This is a genomic window from Marinobacter salsuginis, from assembly GCF_009617755.1.
Taxonomy (GTDB): Bacteria; Pseudomonadota; Gammaproteobacteria; order Pseudomonadales; family Oleiphilaceae; genus Marinobacter; species Marinobacter salsuginis.
This window is the reverse complement of the sequence record NZ_BGZH01000002.1, coordinates 77,601-101,688: the sequence shown is the minus strand read 5'-3', so window position 1 is coordinate 101,688 and position 24,088 is coordinate 77,601. Positions and strand designations below refer to the sequence as shown.

The following is a 24,088-nucleotide window of genomic DNA, read 5'->3' as shown; positions in this document are numbered from 1 at the left end:
TTTTTAGCGGGCGATTCAGTCGCTCAGGATGGACACGTTGTCGGCCTGGAGGCCTTTGTCTGCTTCCACAACGTTAAAGCGTACCAGTTGACCCTGGCGCAGAACCCGGCGCCCGCGGCCACGAATGGCACGGAAGTGAACGAATACTTCATCACCACTGTCGCGCACGATGAAGCCGAAGCCTTTCTTGACGTTGAACCACTTTACGGTGCCTTCCTCGTTACCCTCAGGGCTGCTTTCGTCATAGCCGTCATCATCGTCATCGCGGCTCTGGCTGGGTGCACGGTTGCTCGACCGGGATGTTTGTTGCTTTTCGGCCGGTTTCTTGACTGACAACGCAATGGCCAGGAAGCCCGCAATGCCGAAAACGATCAGCGAGATAATGTAGGCTGCGATGCCACGGTTGCTACCCAGGGCTTCCACAAGTTGGCCCGCAGCGATCAGGCGAAGAGGCTCTGGGGTGAAAGACAGCAAAATGGCAAGCACCAGCGGTGCGGGAATGGCGATCAGGAGAGAAAAAAGGATCGCTTTGGATGGATTACGCATTGACTGAAATTTCTCCATTCTTGTAACGCTAACGATAAAAACCGGATATCGGGTAAAATCGCACATCCGGCCGGTGAAAACCGACAGTACCCCGAAAAACGGGCGCGCTGGCGGGCAAAAGCGGAATGATACCAGATTATCCCGAGCGCTGACCAAGCAGCGGGGAACGCAGTGTCATCGATCACATTCTAGAGAGATTTACCCAGGGGAGTCCCAATAGCTGATGAGCCAGAACGATCTGGAAACCCGACTGGATGAGCTGGAAACCCGGCTGGCCTTCCAGGATGACGTTATCAATACCCTGAGCGAGCAGGTGGCCAAGCAGGAAATGGATATCCGTGAACTGTGGGAAGCCAAGCGGTTGCTGCACAAGCAGCTGAAGGATGTTTCGCCGTCCAATATCAAGTCGGAGCAGGACGAAACACCTCCTCCTCATTACTGAAGATGGCGCAATAAAAAGGGTCAGGTGGAACCTTCACCTGACCCTTTTTTGTGGGATTCCGATTTTGACCTTTATGCCAGGAGTTCGATCAGAATCTGTTCGTAGATGTCCGACAGAGTGTTGAGATCCTCGGCTTTCACACATTCATCCACCTTGTGAATGGTGGCATTGATAGGGCCAAGTTCCACCACCTGTGCACCGGTTGGCGCGATGAAACGGCCATCGGACGTGCCGCCGGAGGTCGAAAGCTCGGTTTCCCGGCCGGTCACTGTGCGAATGGCGCTCTGGCTGGCGGATACGAGCGCTCCCTTGTCCGTGAGGAACGGACGGCCACTCAGGTGCCACTGCAGGTCGTATTTCAGGTTGTGGCGGTCCAGGATGGCTACCACCCGTTCTTCCAGACTCTCTGCGGTGTTTTCCGTGCAGTACCGGAAATTGAAATGCACGAGGCACTCACCGGGAATAATGTTGCTGCCCGTGCCCGCTTCCATTCTGGTGATCTGGAATGTGGTTGGCGGGAAGAAGTCGTTGCCGTTATCCCAGAACTCCTTTGCCAGCGCATCAAGAGCCGGAGCCACGGTATGAACCGGGTTCTCGGCCAGATGCGGGTAGGCAACATGGCCCTGAACGCCATGCACCGTCAGATAACCATGTAAGGAACCCCGGCGGCCGTTCTTGATCACGTCTCCCACTTCATGGGTGCTGGAGGGTTCGCCGATCAGGCACCAGTCAATCTTTTCGTTCCTGGCTTCGAGGGTTTCCACCACTTTCACGGTGCCGTGTTGGGCCGGGCCCTCTTCATCGCTGGTGATCAGCAGGGCAATGGAGCCCCGGTGGTCGGGGTATTTGGCCACGAATCGCTCACAGGCGGTTACGAAGGCCGCCAGGCTGCCCTTCATGTCGGCTGCGCCACGGCCCAGCAAATAGCCATCCCGGATGACCGGATCAAAGGGCGGGTGTGTCCAGTTCTTCTCCGGACCAGTCGGCACCACATCGGTATGGCCGGCAAAGGCCAGCACCGGCCCCTCTGAGCCCTTGCGGGCCCAGAGGTTATCGGTATCGCCAAATCTCAGGTTTTCGCCAGTGAAGCCCAGAGGTGCCAGCCGCGACATCATCAGTTCCTGGCAGCCGGCATCTTCGGGAGTGACGGACTGCCGGCGGATCAGGTCGATGGCAAGTTCTAGGGTCGGGGAATCAGTTGTTTGCATGCAGCTCTTCATTCAGCTCGATGGCAGACTTGTTGGTTTTGCACTCGACCGCGCCGGTCTGACTGTTGCGGCGGAACAGAAGATCCGGCTGGTTGGCCAGATCGCGAGCCTTGATAACCTCAACCAGCTCGTTGTTGTCGTCGAGCAGGGCAACCTTGGTTCCGGCGGTGATGTACAATCCGGCTTCCACTTTGCAGCGGTCGCCCAGCGGGATACCGATGCCGGCGTTGGCACCGATCAGGCAGTTCTCGCCAACCGCAATGATGATGTTGCCACCACCGGACAGGGTGCCCATGGTGGAGCAGCCACCGCCCAGGTCGGAGCCCTTGCCAACCATAACGCCGGCGGAGATGCGGCCCTCGATCATGCTGGTGCCTTCGGTGCCGGCGTTGAAGTTGATGAAGCCTTCGTGCATGACGGTTGTACCTTCACCAACATAGGCGCCAAGACGGACCCGAGCAGTGTCGGCAATGCGAACACCCTTCGGTACCACATAATCTGTCATCTGCGGGAATTTATCGACGGACTTGACTTCCAATGTGCGGCCTTCGAGGCGGGCCTGTAACTGACGATCGGAGAGCTCGTTCAGGTCGATTGCGCCCTCGTTGGTCCAGGCCAGGTTGGGCAGCAGGCCAAAGATACCATCGAGCTTCAGACCATGGGGTTTCGCCATGCGGTGGGAAATCAGGTGAAGCTTGAGGTAAACCTCGGGCGTGCTGGAAGCTGTGTCATCGGTTTCCAGTACCGTAACAACGACCGGGCGTTTGCTGTCGGCCGCTTTGTCCGCCAGGGTTGCCTGGTCGGTCTGGCCAATTTGTCGCAGAGCATTGGCTAGCTGGCTGAGCTGTTCGGCGGTCGCGCTGATCGCCTGGTTGCCGCCCTTGTATTCCAGGACATTGGAGATGACGTCCATCAGGGTGTTATCGGGTGTCATGACCGGCTGCTGGTAAAAGACTTCCAGCCACTCGCCCTGGTTGTTCTGGGTGCCGATACCGATACCGAATGCAAAGCTCATCTGATGGTTGCTCCTGTTCTGAATGTTGGGGTAAGAAGTTCGCGCCTTCCGACTCCGGAGTTAAAATTTGGATCTGTTGCCCTGAGATTCAGGCCAGCCATGCAGCCCATTCGTCTGCATTGAAACCCACGCGCACCTCATTGCCGTTTTCCACGACAGGGCGCTTAATGATGGACGGATTTTCCAGCATGATCGCGTGAGCACTTTGGGCGCTAATGGTATCACGAACCTCCTCGGGAAGTTTGCGCCACGTGGTGCCACGGCGGTTCAACAGGCTTTCCCAGCCAACGGCGCTCTCCCATTTGGATAGCAGATCGTCGTCCAGACCGTCTTTCTTGAAGTCGTGGAACTGGTAGTCAACGCCTTGCTCATCCAGCCACTTGCGGGCTTTCTTCACCGTGTCACAATTTTTGATGCCATACAGTTTCATGTCTGGTTCGCCTTAACAAATTCAACAATCCGGTGTGCCGCCTCGACGCATTCTTCCACCGGCGCAACCAGGGCCATCCGGACCCGGTTTTCTCCGGGGTTGTGGCCATCCACCGTGCGAGAGAGGTAGCGCCCGGGAAGGACGTGGACGTTCTGCTGGGCGGAGAGTTCCCTGGCAAAGGTTTCGTCGTCCATCGGTGTTTCCGGCCACAGGTAAAAGCCGGCGTCCGGGAAATCCACCTCCATGACTTCTCTGAGAATGGGCACTACGGCCTCGAACTTGGCGCGGTAGGCTGCACGGTTCTCCCGAACGTGGTCCTCATCGCTCCAGGCAGCAATGCTGGCCAACTGGTTATGGATGGGCATGGCGCAGCCATGGTAGGTGCGATACTTCAGATAGCCCTCGAGAATGCGAGCGTCACCGGCGACAAAACCGGACCGAAGGCCGGGCAGGTTGCTGCGCTTTGAGAGGCTGTGAAATACCACGCAACGGCGGTAGTCATCACGACCAATGGCGGCGCAGGTTTGCAGCAGGCCCTCCGGCGGGTTGCTCTCGTCGGGGTACAGCTCGGAATAGCATTCGTCGGAGGCGACGATGAAGTCGTGTTGGTCGGCGAGGGCAATAACCCTGGCCAATGTTTCCCGTGGAATCACCGCGCCACTTGGGTTGCCCGGTGAACACAGGAACAATACCTGACAATCCCGCCAGACGGATTCCGGCACTGCCTCAAAGTCCGGAATAAAGCCGTTGGAGCCGTCGCAGGGAAGGTACACCGGCGTGGCGCCGGCCAGGAACGCAGCACCTTCATAGACCTGATAAAACGGGTTTGGGCTGACCACGGTGGCGGGTTTGCTGGCATCCACCACAGCCTGGACCAGGGAAAAGATGGCTTCGCGCGTACCGTTCACCGGTACGATGTTTTTCGCCGGACTCAGGCTGTCGGCTTTCAGTTGGAATCGTTGGGTTGCCCAGTGACTGATGGCCTCGCGAAGTTCATCCGTACCCCGGGTGGTCGGGTAATTGGCAAGCTTGTCCAGGTTGTTCGCAATTACCTCTTTGACGAATTCCGGGGAGGGGTGCTTCGGCTCGCCGATCCCGAGAGAGATGGGTCGGAGATGATCAGGCACGCTAATGCCGGCCTTCAGTTTGGCCAGTTTTTCAAACGGGTAGGGGTGGAGTCTGTCCAGATTGGGATTCATTGAATGTCGTCCAGCATTTTGCAGAGATCTTGCTGCAGGGCCTGGCATACGGCCGGGTCCCGGATGGGTTCGCCGTGTTCGTCGGTGACGAAGAAAACGTCCTCTACGCGCTCGCCCAGGGTGGCAATCTTGGCGTTGGTCAATCGTACCCGATGCTCCAGCAACACCTGGCCGACTCGCGCCAGCAGGCCGGGCCGGTCAGGGGTGATCACTTCCATTACGGTGCGCTGGTTGATGGTGTCGTTAGAGAACGTCACCTCCGTCGGGAAGGCGAAATGTTTCAGTTGCCTTGGTGTGCGCCGGTGGATGATATCCGGGTAGTCTTCCGGGTCATCCAGCTCTTCAATCAGGCGTAAACGCACCCGTTCCTTGCGAGCGGGGTCGATTCCAAGAGGCTGGCCCTTTTCATCCAGCACCACGTAGGAGCTGATCGAGTAGGGACCCTCACTGGAGCTGATACGGGCGTCCACGATGTTCAGGTTCAGCTGCTCAAGCACCGCAGTGGTTGCCGCAAACAGGGCAACCCGGTCCTTCATGTAAATAATGATCTGGGAATAGCCATCCGTGGGTCCGCCCCGAGTGTCGCGAATAAGCACCAGTGGGTCGGGGTTGTTGCCGTGACGGACAATGGCGGCTGTCTGCCAGGCAATATCAACGGTTGAGTCCTGGAGAAAATAATCCTCATCCACGGTGTCCCAGATAACATCGATCTGCTCATCCGTCATATTCTGGGCGTGCAGGATCTCGCGTGCTTCAGATTGGGTGGCGCGCACCCATTCTTGCCGGTCGATGGGGTTTTCCGTGCCCCGGCGCAGGGCCCGTTTGGCCTCGATATACAGTTGGCGTAACAGAGAGGCGCGCCAGGTGTTCCAGAGTTTTGGGTTGGTTGCGCTGATATCGCATACGGTCAGCACATAGAGATAATCGAGGTGCGCCTGGCTCGGTACCGCCCTGGCAAAGGCATGAATGATGTCCGGGTCAGATATGTCTTTGCGCTGCGCGGTCATGGACATCAGCAGGTGGTTTTCCACGAGCCACGAGATCAGCTGTGTGTCCCGCTCACTCAGATGATGCCTGTGGCAGAAAGCCTCGGCATCCATGGCGCCCAGTTCCGAATGGTCACCGCCCCGTCCTTTGGCAACATCATGGTATATGCCCGCAATATAAAGGGTTTCCAGCTTTGGTAACCGATGGATCAGGCGAGAGGCCAGGGGGTATTCGTCCCTCGCCTCGGTGCCGCTCAGCCGAACCATGTTGCGGATGACGCGCATGGTGTGGGCGTCCACGGTGTAAATGTGAAAAAGGTCGTGCTGCATCTGGCCGATAATCTGGCCGAATTCCGGGAGGTACCGGCCGAGCACGTTGTACTTCTTCATGGCGGACAGGGTCTGATCCAGCGCATGGGGCGTTCTGAGCAGCTCCATGAACAAAGTGGTCACAGCCAGATCGGAGCGGAACGCATCGTCAATCAGGTGGCGGTGCGCCCGCAGAGAGCGGATGGTGGTCGCGCGAATGCCCTTGATTTCCGGATGCTGGGCCATCAGCACGAAAATTTCCATGATGGCGTAAGGCGCGTAGGCAAAAACCTGGTTGTTAACCGCTTCGATATAATAGTTGCGAATCTGGAAGCGTTTGTTGATCGGCCGGATGGCGTCTTCGGACGCGCTGCCGAGAATGGCCTCGTCATAATACTGCAGGATCACGTCGGTCAGCTCGGCGAGGGCCAGGACCGTTCGATAGTAGGACTGCATCATAAGTTCAACGCCGAGCCGTTTGCCTTCGTCCTTGTAGCCTAGCATCTGGGCAAGGGCACGTTGGTGGTCGAACAACAGGCGGTTCTCATTCCGGTCGGCCAGCAGTTGCAAACCATAGCGCAGTTGCCACAGGAAGGTTTCACCCTGGAAAAGAATCTGATGCTCTTCCTCGGTGAGAATGCTGAATCGCGTCAGGTCTGCAATGTTCTGCAGTCCAAAGTGGCGTTTGGTAATCCAGCCAATGGTCTGTATGTCCCGCAGGGCGCCCGGGGAGCCTTTAACGTTGGGCTCAAGGTTGTATTCGGTATCGCCGTATTTCTGGTGCCGTTGCTGCTGCTCTTCGCGCTTTGCGATGAAGTAGTTGCGATCGGTGCTGACATCGTCGGAGTACACCTGCTCGCTGAGGTCCGAGCGCAGCTCATCCGGGCCGGCGATGGTGCGGGTTTCGAGCAGGTTGGTGAGTATGGTGATGTCTTCACGGGCGGCCGTTTTGCTTTCTTCAATGCTGCGAACGCTGTGACCGATATCCAGTCGCAAATCCCAGAGAAGCGTAACAAAGGCCCCCAGATCATCGTGCCAGCTGTCCTCGATACCATTGCGAGTCAGTATGAGCAAGTCAATGTCTGAGTGGGGGTGAAGCTCACCGCGCCCGTAGCCGCCGACAGCCACCAGGGCAATATCCGGCGAGCCGGAAAAAGGATAACGGTTCCAGATTAGCCTCAGAACGGTATCGACGGTGTCGGCCCGGGAGTGGACAAGGGCGCGGACATCGGCTCCCTGCCGGAAGGCCTCGGCATCTGCGTTATACCTTCCCTCTAACAGTTCCCGGGCCGCCTTGACGGGAGAGGGGGCGTTACTGATGCGGGATTCCAGCTCGCTTTGGTCCACTTAGAAGGACTCTTCCTTTCGCTTGGTCAAAACCTCATGGCCGTCAGCAGTCACAAGGATGGTGTGCTCCCATTGTGCAGAGAGCTTGTGGTCCTTGGTAACCACTGTCCAGCCGTCCGGCAGAAGTTTGGTCTGGTACTTGCCCTGGTTGATCATCGGCTCGATGGTGAAGGTCATGCCCTCCTGAAGCTCCAGGCCGGTGCCGGGTTTGCCGTAATGCATAACCTGCGGCTCTTCGTGAAATACCGCGCCGATGCCATGGCCGCAATAATCGCGAACCACAGAGTATCGGTGTTTCTCGGCGTGTTGCTGAATGACGTGGCCAATATCTCCCAGGCGGGTTCCCGGCTTAACCAGCTCGATGCCTTTATAGAGGCACTCCTGGGTAATCTGGATCAGGCGCTCTGTGCCCGGTTTGGGCTTGCCGACGATCCACATCTTACTGGTATCACCGTGGTAGCCATCCTTTATTACGGTGACATCGATATTTAGGATGTCTCCGTCCTTGAGTATTTTCTTCTCTGACGGGATGCCGTGGCAGATCACGTGGTTAACCGAGGTACAGATGGACTTCGGAAATCCTTTATAGTTGAGCGGCGCCGGAATGCACTTTTGCTCGTTAACAATATAGTCGTGGCAAATCCGGTCGAGCTCTTCAGTGGAAACGCCCGGTTTGACGTAATCGCCAATCATCTCGAGCACTTCGGCCGCCAAACGGCCAGCGACGCGCATCTTTTCGATTTCTTCCGGAGTCTTGATCGATACCTGCATTGGGTTTCCCGTTGATTTGTATCAAACCGGCATTTTAAGGGCCCTGCGGCCCGGGTACAAGGAAGCCGGTCGTCAAAAATAATGGCGTTTACCGGCTCGAATATGGTATAAACGCGCCCGCTGGAAACGAATCCGGCAAATTCACACACGTGTCGGCACGTTATCCCAGGGTGCCTGCTCCTGCTTTATAAGGAGCCAGGTTGGGGTAATCGGATACGTGGAGGACTAACCCGAAGCTAAAAAGGTAACTATCATGGCTCAGGTAAATATGCGTGACCTGCTGAAGGCAGGTGCTCACTTCGGTCACCAGACCCGCTACTGGAACCCGAAAATGTCGAAGTTCATCTTCGGCGCCCGTAACAAGATTCATATCATCAACCTTGAGCAGACTGTTCCTGCCATGAACGATGCGCTGAAGTTCGTTCAGCAGCTGGCAGAGAACAAGAACAAGATCCTGTTCGTTGGTACCAAGCGTGCCGCGGCCAAGATCATCAAGGAAGAAGCCGAGCGTGCCGGTCAGCCGTTCGTTAACCATCGCTGGCTCGGTGGCATGCTGACCAACTACAAGACCATCCGTCAGTCTATCCGTCGCTACCGTGATCTGGAAACCCAGAGCCAGGACGGTACTTTCGACAAGCTGACCAAGAAAGAAGCCCTGGATCGCACCCGCGAAATGGACCGCCTCGAGCGTTCCATTGGTGGTATCAAGGACATGGGTGGTCTGCCGGACGCGATGTTCGTGATCGACGTTGACCACGAGCGTATCGCTATCAAGGAAGCCAACAAGCTGGGCATTCCTGTTATCGGCGTTGTGGATACCAACAGTGATCCGGACGGTGTTGATTACGTGATTCCGGGCAACGATGACGCCATTCGCGCGATCCAGATTTACGTGAAAGCCGTTGCTGATACCTGCATCGAAGCGGCCCAGTCTGCCGGTGCCGGCGCTGACGAGTTTGTTGAGGTCAGCGAAGACGCCGAAGGCGCTGCTCCAGCCGCTGAGTAAGGCTTTATCTTCACGTTTGAGATGTAAGGTGTGCCCAGGGTTGCCTCGGGCACACCTCCCCACCGAATTCGGAACAGTTGAGAGGATTGAACATGGCTGCAATTACCGCTGCAATGGTCAAAGAGCTGCGTGAGCGTACCGGCCTTGGCATGATGGAGTGCAAGAAGGCGCTCGTTGAAGCCGAAGGCAGTGTAGACGCCGCAATCGAAGAACTGCGTAAGTCTTCCGGTCTGAAAGCTGCCAAGAAAGCCGGCCGTACCGCCGCTGAAGGCGCTTCACTGATCAAGATTTCTGACGACAACACCGTTGCGTACATTCTGGAAGTGAACTCCGAGACAGACTTCGTGGCTCGCGATGACAACTTCCTGAACTTTGCCAACGATGTCCTGAACGTTGCCTTCGAAAAAGGCGAAACTGACGTAGCCAAGCTGATGGAAGGCGATCTGGAAGCCAAGCGTGAAGCGCTGGTTCAGAAGATCGGCGAAAACATCACTGTTCGCCGCATCGTGAAAGTTGAAGGCCCGGTTGTTGGTGGCTATGTCCACAGCAACAACAAGATTGCTTCTGTTGTTGCCCTGACTGCCGGCGACCCTGAAGTTGCCCGTGATATTGCCATGCACGCAGCTGCGGTTAACCCGCGTGTTGGCAAGCCGGAAGACATGCCGGCAGAAGAGCTTGAAAAAGAGAAAGAAGTCATCAAGGCCCAGCCGGATATGGAAGGCAAACCTGCCGAGATCGTCGAGAAGATGATGGGCGGCCGCATCAAGAAGTTCCTCAAGGAAAACAGCCTTGTTGAGCAGCCTTTCGTCAAGAACCCGGATCAGACCGTGGGCGAGCTGATCAAGTCCAACGGTGGCGAGCTGGTTGGCTTCGTGCGCCTGGAAGTGGGTGAAGGCATTGAGAAGGAAGAAGTGGACTTTGCTGCCGAGGTTGCTGCTGCAGCCGGCACAGGCAAGGCCTGATCCTTCGTTTGATGCAGCAGGCGCTCTGCCTCTGCATCACCTGAGTCTGCCACGTTAGCCGGAAATTTCCGGCTCTCGTGGCGGGCTTGTATCTGAGATACCCCTTTTTTGAGGAGTATGTCAGATACAAGCCTGCAACGGGTATCACGCCGGATAGCAGCCAACAGACGACAAGGGGATCATCATGCCGACATCATCGAAAACCCAGCCCAGATACAAGCGTGTTCTGCTCAAGCTCAGTGGCGAAGCCCTGATGGGTGAGCACGATTTCGGTATTGATCCCAAAGTTCTTGACCGCATGGCACTGGAAATCGGTGCGCTGATTGGTATTGGCGTACAGGTTGGTCTGGTGATTGGTGGCGGTAACCTGTTCCGTGGAGCAGCCCTGAATGCTGCGGGCATGGACCGGGTGACCGGCGACCATATGGGTATGCTGGCCACGGTCATGAACGGTCTGGCGATGCGTGACGCTCTGGAGCGCTCCAACATCCGTACCCGCGTAATGTCGGCAATCCCGATGAGTGGGATCGTCGAGCACTACGACAGACGCCGAGCAGTCAGGGATCTCAAGGACGGCGATGTCGTGATTTTCTGTGCCGGTACCGGCAACCCCTTCTTCACGACAGACTCTGCTGCTTGTCTGCGTGGTATTGAAATCGAGGCGGATGCCGTGCTCAAAGCCACCAAGGTGGATGGCGTATACTCAGCGGATCCGCACCTGGATAGCAGTGCAGAGAAATACGACTACCTCACCTATGATGAGGTTCTGGACAAGAAGTTGGGCGTGATGGATCTGACAGCCATCTGTCTCGCCCGTGATCACGGCATGCCGCTGCGGGTGTTCGATATGAACCGTGCAGGCGCGCTGACTCGCATCGTAACCGGCGAGAAAGAAGGTACACTGATCGAATAAAACGCTGTCCAGGCCCCATGGGAGTTTGGGGCCATAGTGCAAAAAGACATGACGAACGAATTGAGGATGCTGAAGTGATTAACGACATCAAAGCAGAAGCCGAAAAGAAGATGAAGAAGAGCCTGGAGTCCCTGAACAATGCGTTTAACAAGATTCGCACTGGTCGGGCCCATCCTTCTATCCTGGATAGCGTCACCGTGAACTATTACGGCCAGGAGACGCCGCTGAAACAGGTGGCAAGTGTCAACGTCGAGGATAACCGGACTCTGACGGTCTCTCCCTGGGAGAAGAACCTGATGCCGACCATCGAGAAGGCGATCATGGCGTCAGACCTTGGTCTGAACCCGGCTACCAGTGGCGATATCATTCGGATTCCAATGCCGATGCTGACTGAAGAAACCCGTAAGGAAATGGTCAAGCAGGCAAAAGCGGACGCCGAGCACGGTCGTGTTTCCATCCGCAACGCACGTCGGGATGCCAACAGCATGATCAAGGATCTGTTGAAGGAAAAGGAAATTACTGAAGACGACGAGCGCAAGGGCGAGGATGAGATCCAGAAGTTGACCGACCGCTACATTGCGGAAGTCGAGAAGATGCTCAAGGCCAAAGAAGAGGACCTGATGGCGGTTTAACCGTTCGGGTTCACTTGCAAGCGAATTGAAAGGCCGCGGCAATCAAGCGCTTCGGCCGCACAGGGGATTTCATGACGGGAACTGTATCCGCAGAGATTCCGGTGTCGGCAGACAGCCGACCCCGGCATGTGGCCATCATCATGGACGGGAATAATCGATGGGCCAAGGCCCGTCGTCTCAAGGGAGTGGCTGGCCACAAGGCCGGAGTGGATGCGGTCAGGGCAGTGGTAGAAACCTGCGCCCGCGAAGGTGTGGAAGTTCTCACTCTGTTTGCCTTTTCCAGTGAAAACTGGCGGCGCCCCAAGGACGAAGTGTCGGCCCTGATGAAGCTGTTCCTGTTCGCGCTCGAGCGCGAAGTGCGGAAGCTTCATCGTAACGACATCCGGTTGCGCATAATTGGTGACCGGTCCGCCTTCAGTTCTGCGCTTCGCGAACATATGGAAGCGGCGGAGGAGCTGACCCGCAACAACACCCGGATGACGCTCGTGATTGCAGCGAACTACGGCGGACACTGGGATATCACTCAGGCCACGCGCAAGGTGGCGGAACAAGTGCGTGTCGGGCATTTGGCGCCATCCGATATTACCGATGACCTGATCCAGCAGCACCTCAGTATTGGTGACCTGCCAATGCCTGATCTGATGATTCGCACGGCCGGTGAGCAGAGAATCAGCAACTTCATGCTGTGGCACCTGGCTTACACAGAGCTTTACTTTTCTCCGGTGTATTGGCCTGATTTTCAGCAGGAAGAGATGCTCAAGGCCCTGCAGGCATATGCCGGTCGACAGCGTCGTTTTGGCCAGACAGATGATCAGATAGCGGCCAAGGCTCTACAACAATAACGAACGATAGCGACGTTAACCGTGTTAAAAACCCGAATTATCACCGCATTGATTCTCGCCCCGATCGCCATCGGCGGGATCTTCTTTCTCCCTCCGCTGGGGTTTGCTCTCTTCACAGGTGCCATCATCTCTATAGGTGCCTGGGAGTGGGCAAATATGTCTGGCATTGGGCATCCTGCTGGTCGGATCGGTTATGCGCTGCTAACCGCCCTGATTCTATACGGGCTTCTCAACGTGCCGTTTGTGGCGGTGCTCTGGCTGGCGCTGTTCTGGTGGGGCATCTGTTTTCTTCTGGTTCGCAGTTACCCCGCAGGGTCTGATAAATGGGGCAGTCTGCCGGTCAGAGCCGTAATGGGGCTGTTCGTGCTGGTGCCCGCCTGGGTTGGCCTGAATCACCTGCGTACCGGTGGCTTCCAGTTTGGCGACAGCAGCAACAACCTGCTGCTCATTCTTTACGTGTTCTGCGTGGTCTGGGTTGCTGATATCGGTGCTTACTTTGCCGGTCGGGCGTTTGGAAAAGCAAAGTTGGCACCCCGGGTCAGCCCCGGTAAGTCCTGGGCGGGTGTCTGGGGTGGTCTGGTGGCCGTGGGAGCCTTTGCTCTTGTGGTGAGTTTTCTGGCTTCAGCAGGGGCAGGACAGACACTGCTCCTGATTGTTGCCAGTCTCGCCACCGGCCTGGTTTCGGTGTTGGGTGATTTGCTGGAAAGCATGCTCAAGCGGCATCGGGGCATCAAGGACAGTAGTCAGTTGCTACCCGGCCATGGCGGGATTATGGATCGGATTGATAGTCTGACAGCGGCGATTCCGGTTTTTGCTCTCATCATTACCCAACTTGGTTGGCTCACAACCGGGCACTGGTGACTATGGCAACCCGCTCTATCAGCATTCTCGGAGCCACGGGCTCCATTGGCCTCAGCACCCTGGATGTTGTTCGAAGGCACCCGGAACGTTTCTCGGTTTATGCATTAACCGCCAGCACCCGCGCTGAGGAACTGGCTGTATTGTGCCGGGAATTCCGTCCCAAGGTGGCCGTCATGGCCGATCCAGAGGCTGCCAATATGCTCTCCGAGCTGCTGGCAGACTTGCCGGACACCGAGGTGCTCGCCGGCCTGGATGGGTTGTGTCAGGCAGCCTCGGCGCCTGACGTTGATACCGTGATGGCAGCCATTGTTGGCGCGGCGGGATTATCGCCTACGCTTTCAGCGGTAAGGGCAGGGAAGCGGGTGCTGCTTGCCAATAAAGAAGCCCTGGTGATGTCCGGGAAATTGTTCATGGACGCCGTGACCGAGGCCGGTGCCGAACTGCTGCCGATCGATTCCGAGCACAACGCGATTTTCCAGTGCATGCCGGCAGACAAGATCCGGGATCCTGCTGGTGCCGGTATTACGAGGATCTTGCTGACAGCCTCCGGTGGCCCCTTCCGCGAGCACTCTGCTGAAGATCTCCGGTCGGTAACTCCGGCCCAGGCGTGTGCCCACCCCAACTGGTCCATGGGCCAAAAGATTTCCGTAGACTCAGCCACCTTGATGAACAAGGGCCTGGAGCTGATTGAAGCCTGCTGGCTTTTCAACACAACACCTCAGAAAGTCGAGGTGCATGTTCATCCAGAGAGTATCATCCACTCCATGGTGGAATATGCCGATGGATCCGTGTTGGCACAGCTTGGCAGTCCGGATATGAGAACGCCGATTGCCAACGGCCTGGCCTGGCCCGAGCGCATTGATGCCGGAGTTGCCCCCCTGGATCTGTTCGCTATCGGGCGTTTTCACTTCGAACGCCCGGATCTGGGGCGTTTCCCCTGTCTGCGCCTTGCTGCGGAAGCTTTCGAGGCGGGCGGCACTGCACCGGCGGTTCTGAATGCGGCCAATGAAGTGGCGGTTGCCGCTTTTCTCGACGGTACCCTGTGTTTTTCGGATATCCCCGTTATCATAGAGCGAACGCTCGCTGCGACCGCAGTAGAGCCAGCAGACAGCTTTGAGATCATTTTTGCCAAGGATAAAGAGGCACGGGGTCGTGCGCGGGAACAGATAGGTCTGTTAACTGTCTGATAGTCGCAGCCGTAGGCTGCCCGGCTGAAGCCATTCAATCAGGAACGCTATGCAGATTATTGAAACCGTCCTCGCACTCGCGCTTACCCTCGGCATCCTCGTGACCTTGCACGAATACGGTCATTTCTGGGTGGCCCGGCGGTGCGGGGTAAAAGTGCTCCGATTCTCGGTGGGTTTCGGGAAACCCATGTTTTCCTGGTATGACAAGCATGGAACCGAGTTCGCGGTTGCGGCCATTCCACTGGGCGGCTACGTCAAGATGCTTGATGAGCGAGAGGGGCCGGTACCCGAGGAACTCCGAGACCAGGCCTTCACGTCCAAGCCGCCCGGCCAACGTATTGCCATTGCCGCGGCTGGCCCCGTAGCCAATTTCATATTTGCCATTTTTGCTTACTGGCTATTAAGCGTGGTTGGCGTTACCCATGTTGCGCCCATTGTTGGCCAGATTGCCGACGAGAGCGTGGCCGAGCGGGTGGGGCTGCAGGAAGGCATGGAGATTCACGCCGTGGATGGCCATCGGGTCAGTTCCTGGCGTGATGTGAACATGCGCATCCTCGAGCGGACTGGCGAGCATGGTTCGATCTCCATGGAGGTGTCCGAGGATGGCGCCCGGGGAACCGTCAGCGGTGAGCTTTCAGGATGGGGCCTGAGTGATGATACGCCCAACCCGCTGGCTGAGTTTGGCATCACGCCATGGCGGCCTGCTGTGCCGCCTGTATTGGGTCAGATTTCCGAGGGTGGGCGTGCAGAGGCAGCCGGGTTGCAGCCCGGAGATCGCATCGTTGCCGTGAATGGCGAGGCGATCGGCAGCTGGTTTGAGCTGGTAGAGTTCATTCGCAACGCTCCGGAGCAGACACTTCAGGTCACTGTGGAGCGCAACGGCTCGGAACAATCCCTGAGCGTGACCCCGGAAGCAAGGACCGAGGAAAGTGGCGAGTCGATCGGTTTCGTCGGGGCAGGTGTGGAGGCGATCTCGTGGCCAGAGGAAGTTCTGCGGGATGTCAGCTACGGTCCGTTCGCTGCCATCCCGGTAGCCCTCAGCGAAACCTGGGCGGACACCCGTCTTACGCTCGTGGCCATCAAGAAAATGGTCACCGGACTGTTGTCGCCCACAAACCTCAGTGGTCCGATAACCATTGCCCGGGTTGCAGAGGCCAGCGTCAGCTCCGGATTCGAAGATTTCGTGCGTTTTCTTGCTTATCTGAGCGTAAGTCTGGGCATTTTGAACCTTCTGCCTGTACCGGTACTGGATGGTGGTCATATCGTTTACTACACCATCGAAGCCCTCCGGGGAAAGCCGCTTTCCGAGCAGGCTCAAGCGTTTGGATTACGAATTGGTATGGCAATGATCCTCACATTAATGGTGTTTGCTCTTTACAACGACCTGATGCGGTTGTGAGAATTGCGAGCTCTTTACGCGCATTAACCAGGCGAAATATTTGAATGAGACGTTCTCTTCTAAGTGTAGCCGTTGGCCTCGCTGTGGCCGTGTCCGGCATGAAGCCAGCACTTGCTGATCAGTTCACTGTTGCGGATATTGAGGTTGAAGGCCTGCAGAGGGTATCTGCGGGTACTGTTTTTTCTGCGTTCCCTGTCAATATTGGTGAACAGGTGGACGAGACCGAGCTGGCTGATGCGATCAAGTCGCTGTTCCGGACCGGGCTTTTTACCGACATTGAGGCCAGCCGGGAAGCTGGTGTACTCATTCTGACGGTTCGAGAGCGTCCCTCCATCAGTGATATCGAGATCGAGGGCAATAAGAACATTGAAACCGAGATGTTGATGGACGCGCTGGCAGGGGCCGGGCTTCAGGAAGGCCAGGTGTTCCGGCGTGCGACCCTCGAACGTCTGGAGCTTGAAATACTGCGCTCATACATTGCTCAGGGCCGCTACAATGCCCGGGTAAAGGCAACAGCGGAAGAGCTTCCGAGAAACCGGGTTTCGATTCGTCTGGATATCAATGAAGGTTCTGTTGCCGCCATTCACCACATCAATCTCATTGGCAACCGGGATTTCACCGACGAGGAGCTGCAGGATCTGTTCGAGCTGCAAACCACGAGCTGGTGGAACTCGATAACCAACGCGGACAAATACGCCAGAGAACGTCTGAGCGGCGATCTGGAGTCGCTTCGGTCATTCTATCTTGATCGGGGCTATCTCGATTTCAACGTCGAGTCCAGCCAAGTGTCCATCTCTCCGGACAAGCAAAAAGTCTTCATCGCGATTGCTGTAAATGAAGGTCCCCAGTACACCATTTCCGAAATCAACCTTCGCGGTGAGCTCATCGTGGGTGAGGAGGAATTGCGCTCGCTGATTCCGGTCGAGGAAGGTGATGTATTCTCCCGGTCCCGCATGACAGCAATTTCCGAATCCCTGGCATTCCGGCTTGGCCGTGAGGGCTATGCCTTTGCCAACGTCAATGCCGTTCCGGAGCCGGGCGAAAACAACACAGCCGCAGTCACGTTTTTTGTGGAGCCTGGCAAGCGGGCCTACGTGCGAAGAATCAATTTCGATGGCAACGTGTCTACACGCGATGATGTCCTGCGCCAGGAAATGACGCAAATGGAGGGCGGTGTTGCGTCTTCCGACCGAATCGAGTTCTCCAAGACCAAGTTGGAACGTCTTGGCTTCTTCCAGACTGTTAACGTGGACACCGTCCCGGTACCTGGCACCGACGACCTGGTGGACGTCAATTATTCCGTTGAGGAGCAGCCAACAGGCAGCCTTTCGGCCTCCATTGGCTTTTCCCAGGATTCCGGTGTGATTCTCGGTGCCAATGTCTCTGAGAATAACTTCTTTGGTACCGGTAAGCGGGTATCCTTCGGCGTGAATGTCAGTGACTCCATCAAGAGCGCAAACATCTCCTATCTGGACCCTTACTACACCGTTGATGGCGTGAGCCGCGGGTTCAGTGTATTCGCCCGGGAGACTGACTACGAAGAGGAAGATATTTCCTCGTTCCTGCTGGATGAGTACGGTGGCCGCGTTACCTTCGGCTACCCCACGGACAGTATTACCCGCCTGAATTTTGGTGCCGGTGTCACTCAGTCGAATCTGAAGGAAGGCCTCTTTACGTCACAGGAGGTGAGTGAATTCATTGATGAGGAAGGCGACTCGTTCACCAACTTTTTCCTGTTCGGAAGCTGGCGTCGCAGTACTCTGAACCGTGGCGTGTTGCCGACTGATGGTTACAGCCACTCACTGTCCCTGGATGTGGCGGTGCCGGGTAGTGATCTGACTTTCTACAAAGCTACCCACAAAACGGATTTCTACTACCCTGTGACCGATAATAATCGCTGGGTCTTCCGGGCACGGTCAGAGATCGGCTACGGCGATGGCTATGGTGATCGCAGCCAGATGCCGTTCTACGAGCACTTCTACACCGGTGGTTATGGTTCGGTTCGTGGATACGAAGCCAACTCGCTGGGGCTCAGGGCAACGAATAACGTAAACGACCTTTCGGATCCGGATCCGTTTGGCGGCAACCTTTTGACCGAGGGTGGTCTGGAACTGATCTTCCCGACGCCGTTTGCTGGCGATACCCGCTCAATGAGAACGGCATTCTTCCTGGATGCCGGCCAGGTGTTTGATACAGCCAGGGGGTTCGATCCGGAACTGAGCGAAATCAGGATGGCAGCCGGTGTCGGCTTCCAGTGGATAACGGCTGTTGGCCCATTGGCATTCAGTCTCGCTTACCCTCTGAACGACAAAGCTGGCGACGACACACAGGTGTTCCAGTTCTCGCTGGGCCAGACCTTCTAAAGCATGGATAATAATAATCGACGGATGAAAATCAGGAGAAAACCAATGTCCCGATTTGTTTTGATGTTCGCTGCTGTGATTATGGCGTTTTCATTCCCGGCGATGGCCGAAACCCGGATTGGTGTAGTCGATCTGCGTCAGGCACTGTTCTCGTCTGACGATGCCAAGACATTCAGCGAATCCCTTCAGAAGGATTTTGCCGGGGACGAAGCCCGCGTCCGTGAAGCCCAGGAAGCAGCTCGCAAGCTCCAGGAACGCCTTGAGAAGGATGGAGCCATGATGAACGAGAGCGAGCGTAACAAGCTGGCGGGAGAGTTCCAGGAGAAGGTAAAGGAGTTCAACTTTCTCAAGCAGCGGTTGGATTCAACAGTGAACCAGCGCAAGCAGGCGTTTCTGGAGCAGGCTCGTCCCGAGGTGGACGCAGCGGTCAAGGAGCTTCTTGAGGAGAACAACCTCGACCTTATCCTGCCAAGCGAAGCAGTTGTCTATGTAAAGCCTGAAATGAACCTGACCTCTCAGCTTCTTGAAAAACTGAACCGTTAATCTGTGACGGGCACCCCGGTGCCCTGATCGTTGCTTGGGAGTTCGCAATGACAGAAAGGTCCTATCGCCTTGGGGAAATTGCCAATGCCCTTGGTGCGGAGCTACGGGGTGACCCTGATGTAAAGGTTTCGGGTCTGGCGACGTTGCAGGCGGCTGGTCCCGGTCAGATCAGCTTCCTGGCGAATCCGTCCTATGGCAAATATCTGCCAGACACGCGTGCTTCGGCCGTTATTGTTGCACCTGCCTCGGCGAAAGAGGCTCCGACCAACGCCCTGTTACTGGACAATCCATATCTCGGATATGCCCGGTTGAGCCACTGGTTTGACCCCGCCCCCGTTGCTTCGCCCGGCATTCACCCGTCCGCAGTAGTAGACCCGTCAGCGACCATCGCTGAGGATGCCAGCATAGGCCCGAATGTGGTGGTGGAAGCCGGGGCAGATATTGGTGAGAGGGTTGTTGTTGGAGCCGGCTCGATTGTTGGAGCCCGCGCCAGAATCGGAGCCCGGACTCTGATTCGGCCCCGGGTGACTCTGGCTCACGACGTGGTGATTGGCGAACGTTGCCACATACTCAGCGGTGCTGTGATAGGCTCCGACGGTTTTGGTTTCGCGAACGAGAAGGGCGTTTGGCACCGTATTGCACAGCTCGGGCGCGTTGTTCTCGGGAATGATGTGGAAGTGGGCGCCAACACCACTATCGATCGCGGGGCTTTGGATGACACCGTGATTGGCGACGGTGTGAAGCTCGATAACCTGATCCAGATTGCCCATAACGTATGCATAGGCGAGCACAGCGCCATGGCGGCTATGGTTGGCATTGCCGGCAGCACCCGCGTTGGCAGGCACTGTGTTTTCGGTGGCGCATCCGGCGTTGCTGGCCATCTTGAAATCGCCGATCAGGTTCATCTGACCGGTATGACTCTGGTAACCGGTGACATCCGGGAGCCAGGTGTCTATTCATCAGGCACGAGTGCCGATACCAACCGTCAATGGCGCAAGAATGCGGTGCGCTTCCGGCAGTTGGATGTTCTGGCGCGACGGGTAAAAGAACTCGAAAAGAAATTAGAGGGCTGAGGCCGATCAACATGATGAACATCGACGAAATTCTGGAGTACCTTCCACACCGATACCCGTTTTTGCTGGTGGATCGGGTAACTGAGGTCGAAAAGGGAAAATCGATCAAGGGCTACAAGAATATTTCGTTTAACGAGCCGTTCTTCCAGGGCCACTTCCCGAATAATCCCATCATGCCGGGCGTCTTGATCATTGAGGCGATGGCGCAGTTATCCGGCATTCTCGGTTTTGTGACTGTGGGCCGGAAACCTTCTGACGGCGTGGTACAATACTTGGCCGGTTCGAGCAAGGCCCGGTTCAAACGCCCGGTATTGCCAGGGGATCAACTGTGCATGGAGTCGGAATTTATTTCCGGTAAACGGGGTATATACAAATTCGAGTGTCGCGCTCTGGTCGACGGAGAAGTCGTTTGCGTGGCAGAGATTCTGACCGCTGAGAGAGAAGTTTGATGGCGACAAATGACTGGTCGGGAGTCCATCCTCAGGCAATTGTAGACCCGTCAGCCAGGCTCGGGGACAACGTCACCGTCGGGCCGTGGAGTTACATTGGTCCGGATGTGGAAATCGGCGATGGCACAGAGATCCTGTCGCACGTTGTTGTTAAAGGGCCTACGGTCATTGGCCGGAACAATCGCATCTTCCAGTTCTCCAGTATCGGTGAAGAGTGTCAGGACAAGAAATACGCCGGCGAGCCGACCACGTTGGTGATTGGTGACAACAATGTGATTCGAGAGAATTGCACCATCCACCGCGGCACGGTCCAGGATCGTGGCGAAACCCGCATTGGCAGCGGTAACCTTCTGATGGCTTATGTGCATGTCGCCCACGACTGCATTGTGGGGGATAACACCATCCTGGCCAATTGCGCGACCCTTGCGGGCCATGTCTCGGTCGGTGATTTTGCGATCCTCGGTGGCGGTACCATGGTTCACCAGTTCTGCCATATTGGCCCCCACAGCATGGCGGCCGGTGGCAGCATCGTACTCAAGGATATTCCCGCCTACGTTATGGCCAGTGGTCAGTCAGCGGAGCCTCATGGCATGAACGTCGAAGGCCTCAAGCGCCGCGGTTTCAGTAAAGATGTTTTGCTGGCCTTACGCCGTGCCTACAAGGTCATCTACCGCCAGGGGCTCACGACCGAACAGGCCGTTGAAGAACTCGAGAAATCCTATTCCGATGTTGCGGAGATTCGCCCGCTCATTGACTCCCTGCGTGGAGCACACCGCGGCATCATCCGCTAACCCGGCAGGAGCCTGTCGGTGACAGATCTTTCTCACGCGATCATCAGCGAACGCAAAATCACATTCGGTATCATTGCCGGCGAGGCATCGGGGGATATCCTCGGTGCCGGGCTGATTCGTTCCCTCCGGCAGCGTTATCCCCGTGCCCGTTTCGTCGGAATTGGCGGAGAGGAGATGGTTGCTGAAGGTTTTCACTCGCTGGTGCCGATGGAGCGCCTTTCGGTCATGGGCCTGGTTGAGGTCCTGGGTCGGATTCGCGAACTATTCAGCATCCGGGCCCGAGTGCTGGACTATTTCTTCACCACTCCTCCGGACGTGGTCATTGGTATTGATTCCCCGGATTTCACTCTGGCTATCGAGCGACGCTGCCGCGAGGCCGGTATCCTCTCTGTCCATTATGTCAGCCCATCCGTGTGGGCCTGGCGGCAAAAGCGGATTTTTAAAATCGCCAAGTCCGTCAACCTTATGCTGACCCTGTTCCCGTTTGAGGCTCGTTTCTATGAGGAACACCACGTGCCCGTGGCGTTCGTGGGTCACCCCCTGGCCGATCGCATTCCCATGGAACCGGATACCCTCAAGATGCGGGAGTCGCTGGGTATAGACCTCGAAGCGTCGGTACTTGCCGTCCTGCCGGGCAGCCGGGCAGGGGAGGTGGAAAGACTAGGCACCCTGTTTTTGGAAGCGTCTCGCTGGATCCAGGAGCGACGCCCGGATCTTCAACTGGTGATTCCCTGTGTAAACAGGGATCGCGAAAAACAGGTGCGGGATCTGGTTGATGCGCTCGAGGTGAAACTGTCAGTCACGATTGTGCGAGGCAGGTCCCGAGACGTGATGGCCGCCTCCGATGTTGTGCTGCTTGCTTCGGGAACTGCAACGCTGGAAGCGATGCTGTTGAAAAAGCCGATGGTCGTGGGCTATCGCTTGAGCGGATTCAGCTATGCCCTGTTGTCGAAATTGGTCAAGGTACCTCACGTCGCGTTGCCCAATTTGCTTGCCAAGCGCCAGCTGGTTCCGGAACTGCTTCAGGACGACGCCACGGCGGGAAGTCTGGGCGCCGCAGTGCTCGAGCGCCTGGAAAACACTAAAGAGCGGGTTCGGCTCAAAGAAGCCTTTACTGACTTGCACCACACCTTGAGGCAGGGTGCTGATGAAAAAGCCGCCCAGGCGATCTCTGACTTGTTAGAGCAGGGTGCCCGCTGATGCCGAAAAAGCCATTGCCGCCGTTCGAATGCCGCTATACGGGCTCTCTCCTGGCTGGTGTCGACGAGGTCGGTCGGGGTCCGCTGATTGGGGCTGTCGTAACGGCGGCGGTGATTCTGGACCCGGACCGGCCGATTGCGGGCCTCGCGGACTCAAAGAAGCTTACTGACAAACGCCGCAGCGCGCTCTATGGGGAGATCCTGGAGCATGCCAAAGCCTGGAGCATAGGCCGGTGCGAGGCCCATGAGATTGATGAGCTGAACATCTATCAGGCCACGATGCTGGCCATGGAGCGTGCGGTTTCAGGTTTGGCGATCGCCCCCGAATACGTTCTGGTGGACGGTAACCGCTGTCCGAAGTGGCACTGGCCATCGGAGCCTGTTGTGAAGGGTGATAGCAGGGTCGAAGCCATCAGCGCCGCCTCCATCATTGCCAAGGTAACCCGTGACCGGGAAATGGAAGCGCTGGAGACGCGTTTCCCTGGTTTCGGCCTGGCACAGCACAAGGGCTACCCAACACCGATCCATCTGGAAGCCCTGCGCCGTCTCGGTGCGACTTCCGAGCACCGCCGCTCGTTTCGCCCGGTACAGGAAGTGATCGAGCAGGTGGGCTTCTATCGCGAGAAAGTGGCGCCAGAGCCAAAGCCAGAGCCAGAGCAACTGCAGTATCGAACCGATCTTTTCGAAGATATTGATTGACAGTGGTGCATCCAATCCTTAATATACGCGCACGTTGATCGGGGCAAGCCCATCAACAACCAGTTTTGATGCGGGGTGGAGCAGTCTGGTAGCTCGTCGGGCTCATAACCCGAAGGTCGTTGGTTCGAATCCAGCCCCCGCTACCATCTAAGAGAAAGGCAGATCAGTGATTCACTGATCTGCCTTTTTTGCGTTTGGGCCGGAAGAAATCCCCTGTGACGTATATGTGACAAATATGTGCCAAGGCTTTTGACGGTTCGATCTGCGGCCAGCTGGAAAATGACCGTCAGTCAGTTTTTGTTCTTCCGGTGAGAGTAGTTGTCTACGCTGCAAGTCTGAGTGTGTTCTTGACGTTCCAGTCTAGTTCAGCTGCCACATTATGGCGACATACGTCGGAGTTCTGGCCACGCTTTCTTTAGAAAGCGGACTTTTTACCGCGGCGAGATGAGCCAGTGTGTAAAATCTGAACCGAGGTCGGTTCACTCACAGGCTAGGAGTGGCAAGGGCACCAGTATAAATCCAAGCTTTTAAACAAAAGCGAACATTGGCGTCGCACCCACACGCTTTGCTTTCAAAGCGGTCACTCACGGTACCAAGTTCAACTGGGTGCCTGTGTAATCCCCCAGAGAATAATCGAAATTTTGAGTAGAGGCCTTTAACGCGACCGCAGGAGGAACAACCGATGAAGAAGTCTCGATTTACCGACAGCCAGATCATGGCGACGTTGAAGCAGCACGAAGCCGTAGTTCAGGTGGCTGAACTGGCTCGGGAACACAATCTCAGTTCGGCGCTGATCTATCCAGTGGCGCTCGAACTTTGGCGGAATGAACGCATCGATGATAAAGCGCCTGAAGGAGCTGGAAGCTGGAAATTCCCGTTTAAAGAAGATTGATGCTGAAGAATGGCTCAAGCTCTT

General features: G+C 56.5%; 23 protein-coding genes, 1 tRNA gene and 1 pseudogene. 18 read left to right on the top strand and 7 right to left on the bottom strand.

Annotated features, from left to right (window positions below; genetic code table 11):
- Positions 1-15 precede the first annotated feature (15 nt).
- A complete protein-coding gene (locus GJU83_RS19175) occupies positions 16-546 on the bottom strand; it encodes a cold-shock protein (protein WP_069184912.1) in 531 nt (176 codons plus the stop codon).
- A gap of 223 nt (positions 547-769) precedes the next feature.
- Between GJU83_RS19175 and GJU83_RS11740 the strand changes: the two genes are divergently transcribed.
- Positions 770-988 (top strand): SlyX family protein, encoded by a 219-nt coding sequence (locus GJU83_RS11740; RefSeq protein WP_008170396.1) that lies wholly within the window; start codon positions 770-772, stop codon positions 986-988.
- Between the two features lie 71 nt (positions 989-1,059).
- Here GJU83_RS11740 and dapE read toward each other — a convergent pair whose 3' ends face one another.
- From dapE to map, 6 genes are all read right to left on the bottom strand, one after another.
- Complete coding sequence (gene dapE / locus GJU83_RS11735) at positions 1,060-2,196, bottom strand: succinyl-diaminopimelate desuccinylase (RefSeq protein WP_069184911.1); 1,137 nt, start codon at positions 2,194-2,196, stop codon at positions 1,060-1,062.
- Positions 2,183-3,211, bottom strand: coding sequence for a 2,3,4,5-tetrahydropyridine-2,6-dicarboxylate N-succinyltransferase (gene dapD / locus GJU83_RS11730; RefSeq protein WP_069184910.1), 1,029 nt, complete (start codon positions 3,209-3,211; stop codon positions 2,183-2,185). Before dapD ends, dapE begins: the two co-directional genes overlap by 14 nt.
- A gap of 88 nt (positions 3,212-3,299) precedes the next feature.
- A complete protein-coding gene (locus tag GJU83_RS11725) occupies positions 3,300-3,641 on the bottom strand; it encodes an ArsC family reductase (protein ID WP_069184909.1) in 342 nt (113 codons plus the stop codon).
- Positions 3,638-4,840 (bottom strand): succinyldiaminopimelate transaminase, encoded by a 1,203-nt coding sequence (dapC, locus tag GJU83_RS11720; protein ID WP_069184908.1) that lies wholly within the window; start codon positions 4,838-4,840, stop codon positions 3,638-3,640. The genes GJU83_RS11725 and dapC overlap by 4 nt, the downstream gene beginning before the upstream one ends.
- Positions 4,837-7,482 carry a [protein-PII] uridylyltransferase gene (locus tag GJU83_RS11715; protein WP_153634454.1) on the bottom strand — a complete coding sequence of 882 codons (2,646 nt, stop codon included), beginning with the start codon at positions 7,480-7,482 and terminating at the stop codon, positions 4,837-4,839. Before GJU83_RS11715 ends, dapC begins: the two co-directional genes overlap by 4 nt.
- Positions 7,483-8,253, bottom strand: a complete 771-nt coding sequence (gene map, locus GJU83_RS11710) for a type I methionyl aminopeptidase (protein WP_064227416.1) — start codon at positions 8,251-8,253, stop codon at positions 7,483-7,485.
- 253 nt (positions 8,254-8,506) lie between these two features.
- On the opposite strand from map, the gene rpsB reads away from it, so the two are divergent.
- The 17 genes and pseudogenes from rpsB to GJU83_RS11625 all read left to right on the top strand — a co-directional run.
- On the top strand, positions 8,507-9,259 hold the full coding sequence (gene rpsB / locus GJU83_RS11705; protein WP_069184906.1) for a 30S ribosomal protein S2: 753 nt from the start codon (positions 8,507-8,509) through the stop codon (positions 9,257-9,259).
- Positions 9,260-9,351: 92 nt separating this feature from the next.
- The gene (tsf, locus tag GJU83_RS11700; protein ID WP_069184905.1) at positions 9,352-10,221 is read left to right on the top strand and encodes a translation elongation factor Ts; all 870 of its coding nucleotides are present in this window, start codon (positions 9,352-9,354) and stop codon (positions 10,219-10,221) included.
- Between the two features lie 184 nt (positions 10,222-10,405).
- The gene (gene pyrH / locus GJU83_RS11695; RefSeq protein ID WP_008170379.1) at positions 10,406-11,134 is read left to right on the top strand and encodes a UMP kinase; all 729 of its coding nucleotides are present in this window, start codon (positions 10,406-10,408) and stop codon (positions 11,132-11,134) included.
- Positions 11,135-11,208: 74 nt separating this feature from the next.
- On the top strand, positions 11,209-11,766 hold the full coding sequence (gene frr, locus GJU83_RS11690) for a ribosome recycling factor (RefSeq protein ID WP_069184904.1): 558 nt from the start codon (positions 11,209-11,211) through the stop codon (positions 11,764-11,766).
- 71 nt (positions 11,767-11,837) lie between these two features.
- Positions 11,838-12,608: a polyprenyl diphosphate synthase gene (gene uppS / locus GJU83_RS11685; protein ID WP_069184903.1), complete on the top strand. Its 771-nt coding sequence runs from the start codon at positions 11,838-11,840 to the stop codon at positions 12,606-12,608.
- 21 nt (positions 12,609-12,629) lie between these two features.
- On the top strand, positions 12,630-13,469 hold the full coding sequence (locus GJU83_RS11680; protein ID WP_069184902.1) for a phosphatidate cytidylyltransferase: 840 nt from the start codon (positions 12,630-12,632) through the stop codon (positions 13,467-13,469).
- Positions 13,470-13,471: 2 nt separating this feature from the next.
- Positions 13,472-14,656: a 1-deoxy-D-xylulose-5-phosphate reductoisomerase gene (gene ispC / locus GJU83_RS11675; protein WP_069184901.1), complete on the top strand. Its 1,185-nt coding sequence runs from the start codon at positions 13,472-13,474 to the stop codon at positions 14,654-14,656.
- 49 nt (positions 14,657-14,705) lie between these two features.
- Complete coding sequence (gene rseP, locus GJU83_RS11670) at positions 14,706-16,055, top strand: RIP metalloprotease RseP (protein ID WP_069184900.1); 1,350 nt, start codon at positions 14,706-14,708, stop codon at positions 16,053-16,055.
- Between the two features lie 44 nt (positions 16,056-16,099).
- Positions 16,100-18,418, top strand: a complete 2,319-nt coding sequence (gene bamA, locus GJU83_RS11665) for an outer membrane protein assembly factor BamA (protein ID WP_153634453.1) — start codon at positions 16,100-16,102, stop codon at positions 18,416-18,418.
- 45 nt (positions 18,419-18,463) lie between these two features.
- On the top strand, positions 18,464-18,961 hold the full coding sequence (locus GJU83_RS11660) for an OmpH/Skp family outer membrane protein (RefSeq protein WP_136631745.1): 498 nt from the start codon (positions 18,464-18,466) through the stop codon (positions 18,959-18,961).
- A 47-nt stretch (positions 18,962-19,008) separates the two neighbouring features.
- Positions 19,009-20,034, top strand: a complete 1,026-nt coding sequence (gene lpxD, locus GJU83_RS11655) for a UDP-3-O-(3-hydroxymyristoyl)glucosamine N-acyltransferase (RefSeq protein ID WP_153634452.1) — start codon at positions 19,009-19,011, stop codon at positions 20,032-20,034.
- Positions 20,035-20,045: 11 nt separating this feature from the next.
- Positions 20,046-20,483, top strand: a complete 438-nt coding sequence (gene fabZ, locus GJU83_RS11650; RefSeq protein WP_069184896.1) for a 3-hydroxyacyl-ACP dehydratase FabZ — start codon at positions 20,046-20,048, stop codon at positions 20,481-20,483.
- Positions 20,483-21,274, top strand: a complete 792-nt coding sequence (gene lpxA / locus GJU83_RS11645; protein WP_069184895.1) for an acyl-ACP--UDP-N-acetylglucosamine O-acyltransferase — start codon at positions 20,483-20,485, stop codon at positions 21,272-21,274. The genes fabZ and lpxA overlap by 1 nt, the downstream gene beginning before the upstream one ends.
- Positions 21,275-21,292: 18 nt before the next feature.
- Positions 21,293-22,474 (top strand): lipid-A-disaccharide synthase, encoded by a 1,182-nt coding sequence (gene lpxB / locus GJU83_RS11640; protein ID WP_153634451.1) that lies wholly within the window; start codon positions 21,293-21,295, stop codon positions 22,472-22,474.
- The gene (gene rnhB, locus GJU83_RS11635) at positions 22,474-23,172 is read left to right on the top strand and encodes a ribonuclease HII (protein ID WP_153634450.1); all 699 of its coding nucleotides are present in this window, start codon (positions 22,474-22,476) and stop codon (positions 23,170-23,172) included. Before lpxB ends, rnhB begins: the two co-directional genes overlap by 1 nt.
- Before the next feature lie 69 nt (positions 23,173-23,241).
- A tRNA-Met gene (locus GJU83_RS11630) sits at positions 23,242-23,318 on the top strand.
- A gap of 536 nt (positions 23,319-23,854) precedes the next feature.
- Positions 23,855-24,083, top strand: a pseudogene (locus GJU83_RS11625) (transposase); the annotation flags it as partial.
- Between the last annotated feature and the right edge of the window lie 5 nt (positions 24,084-24,088).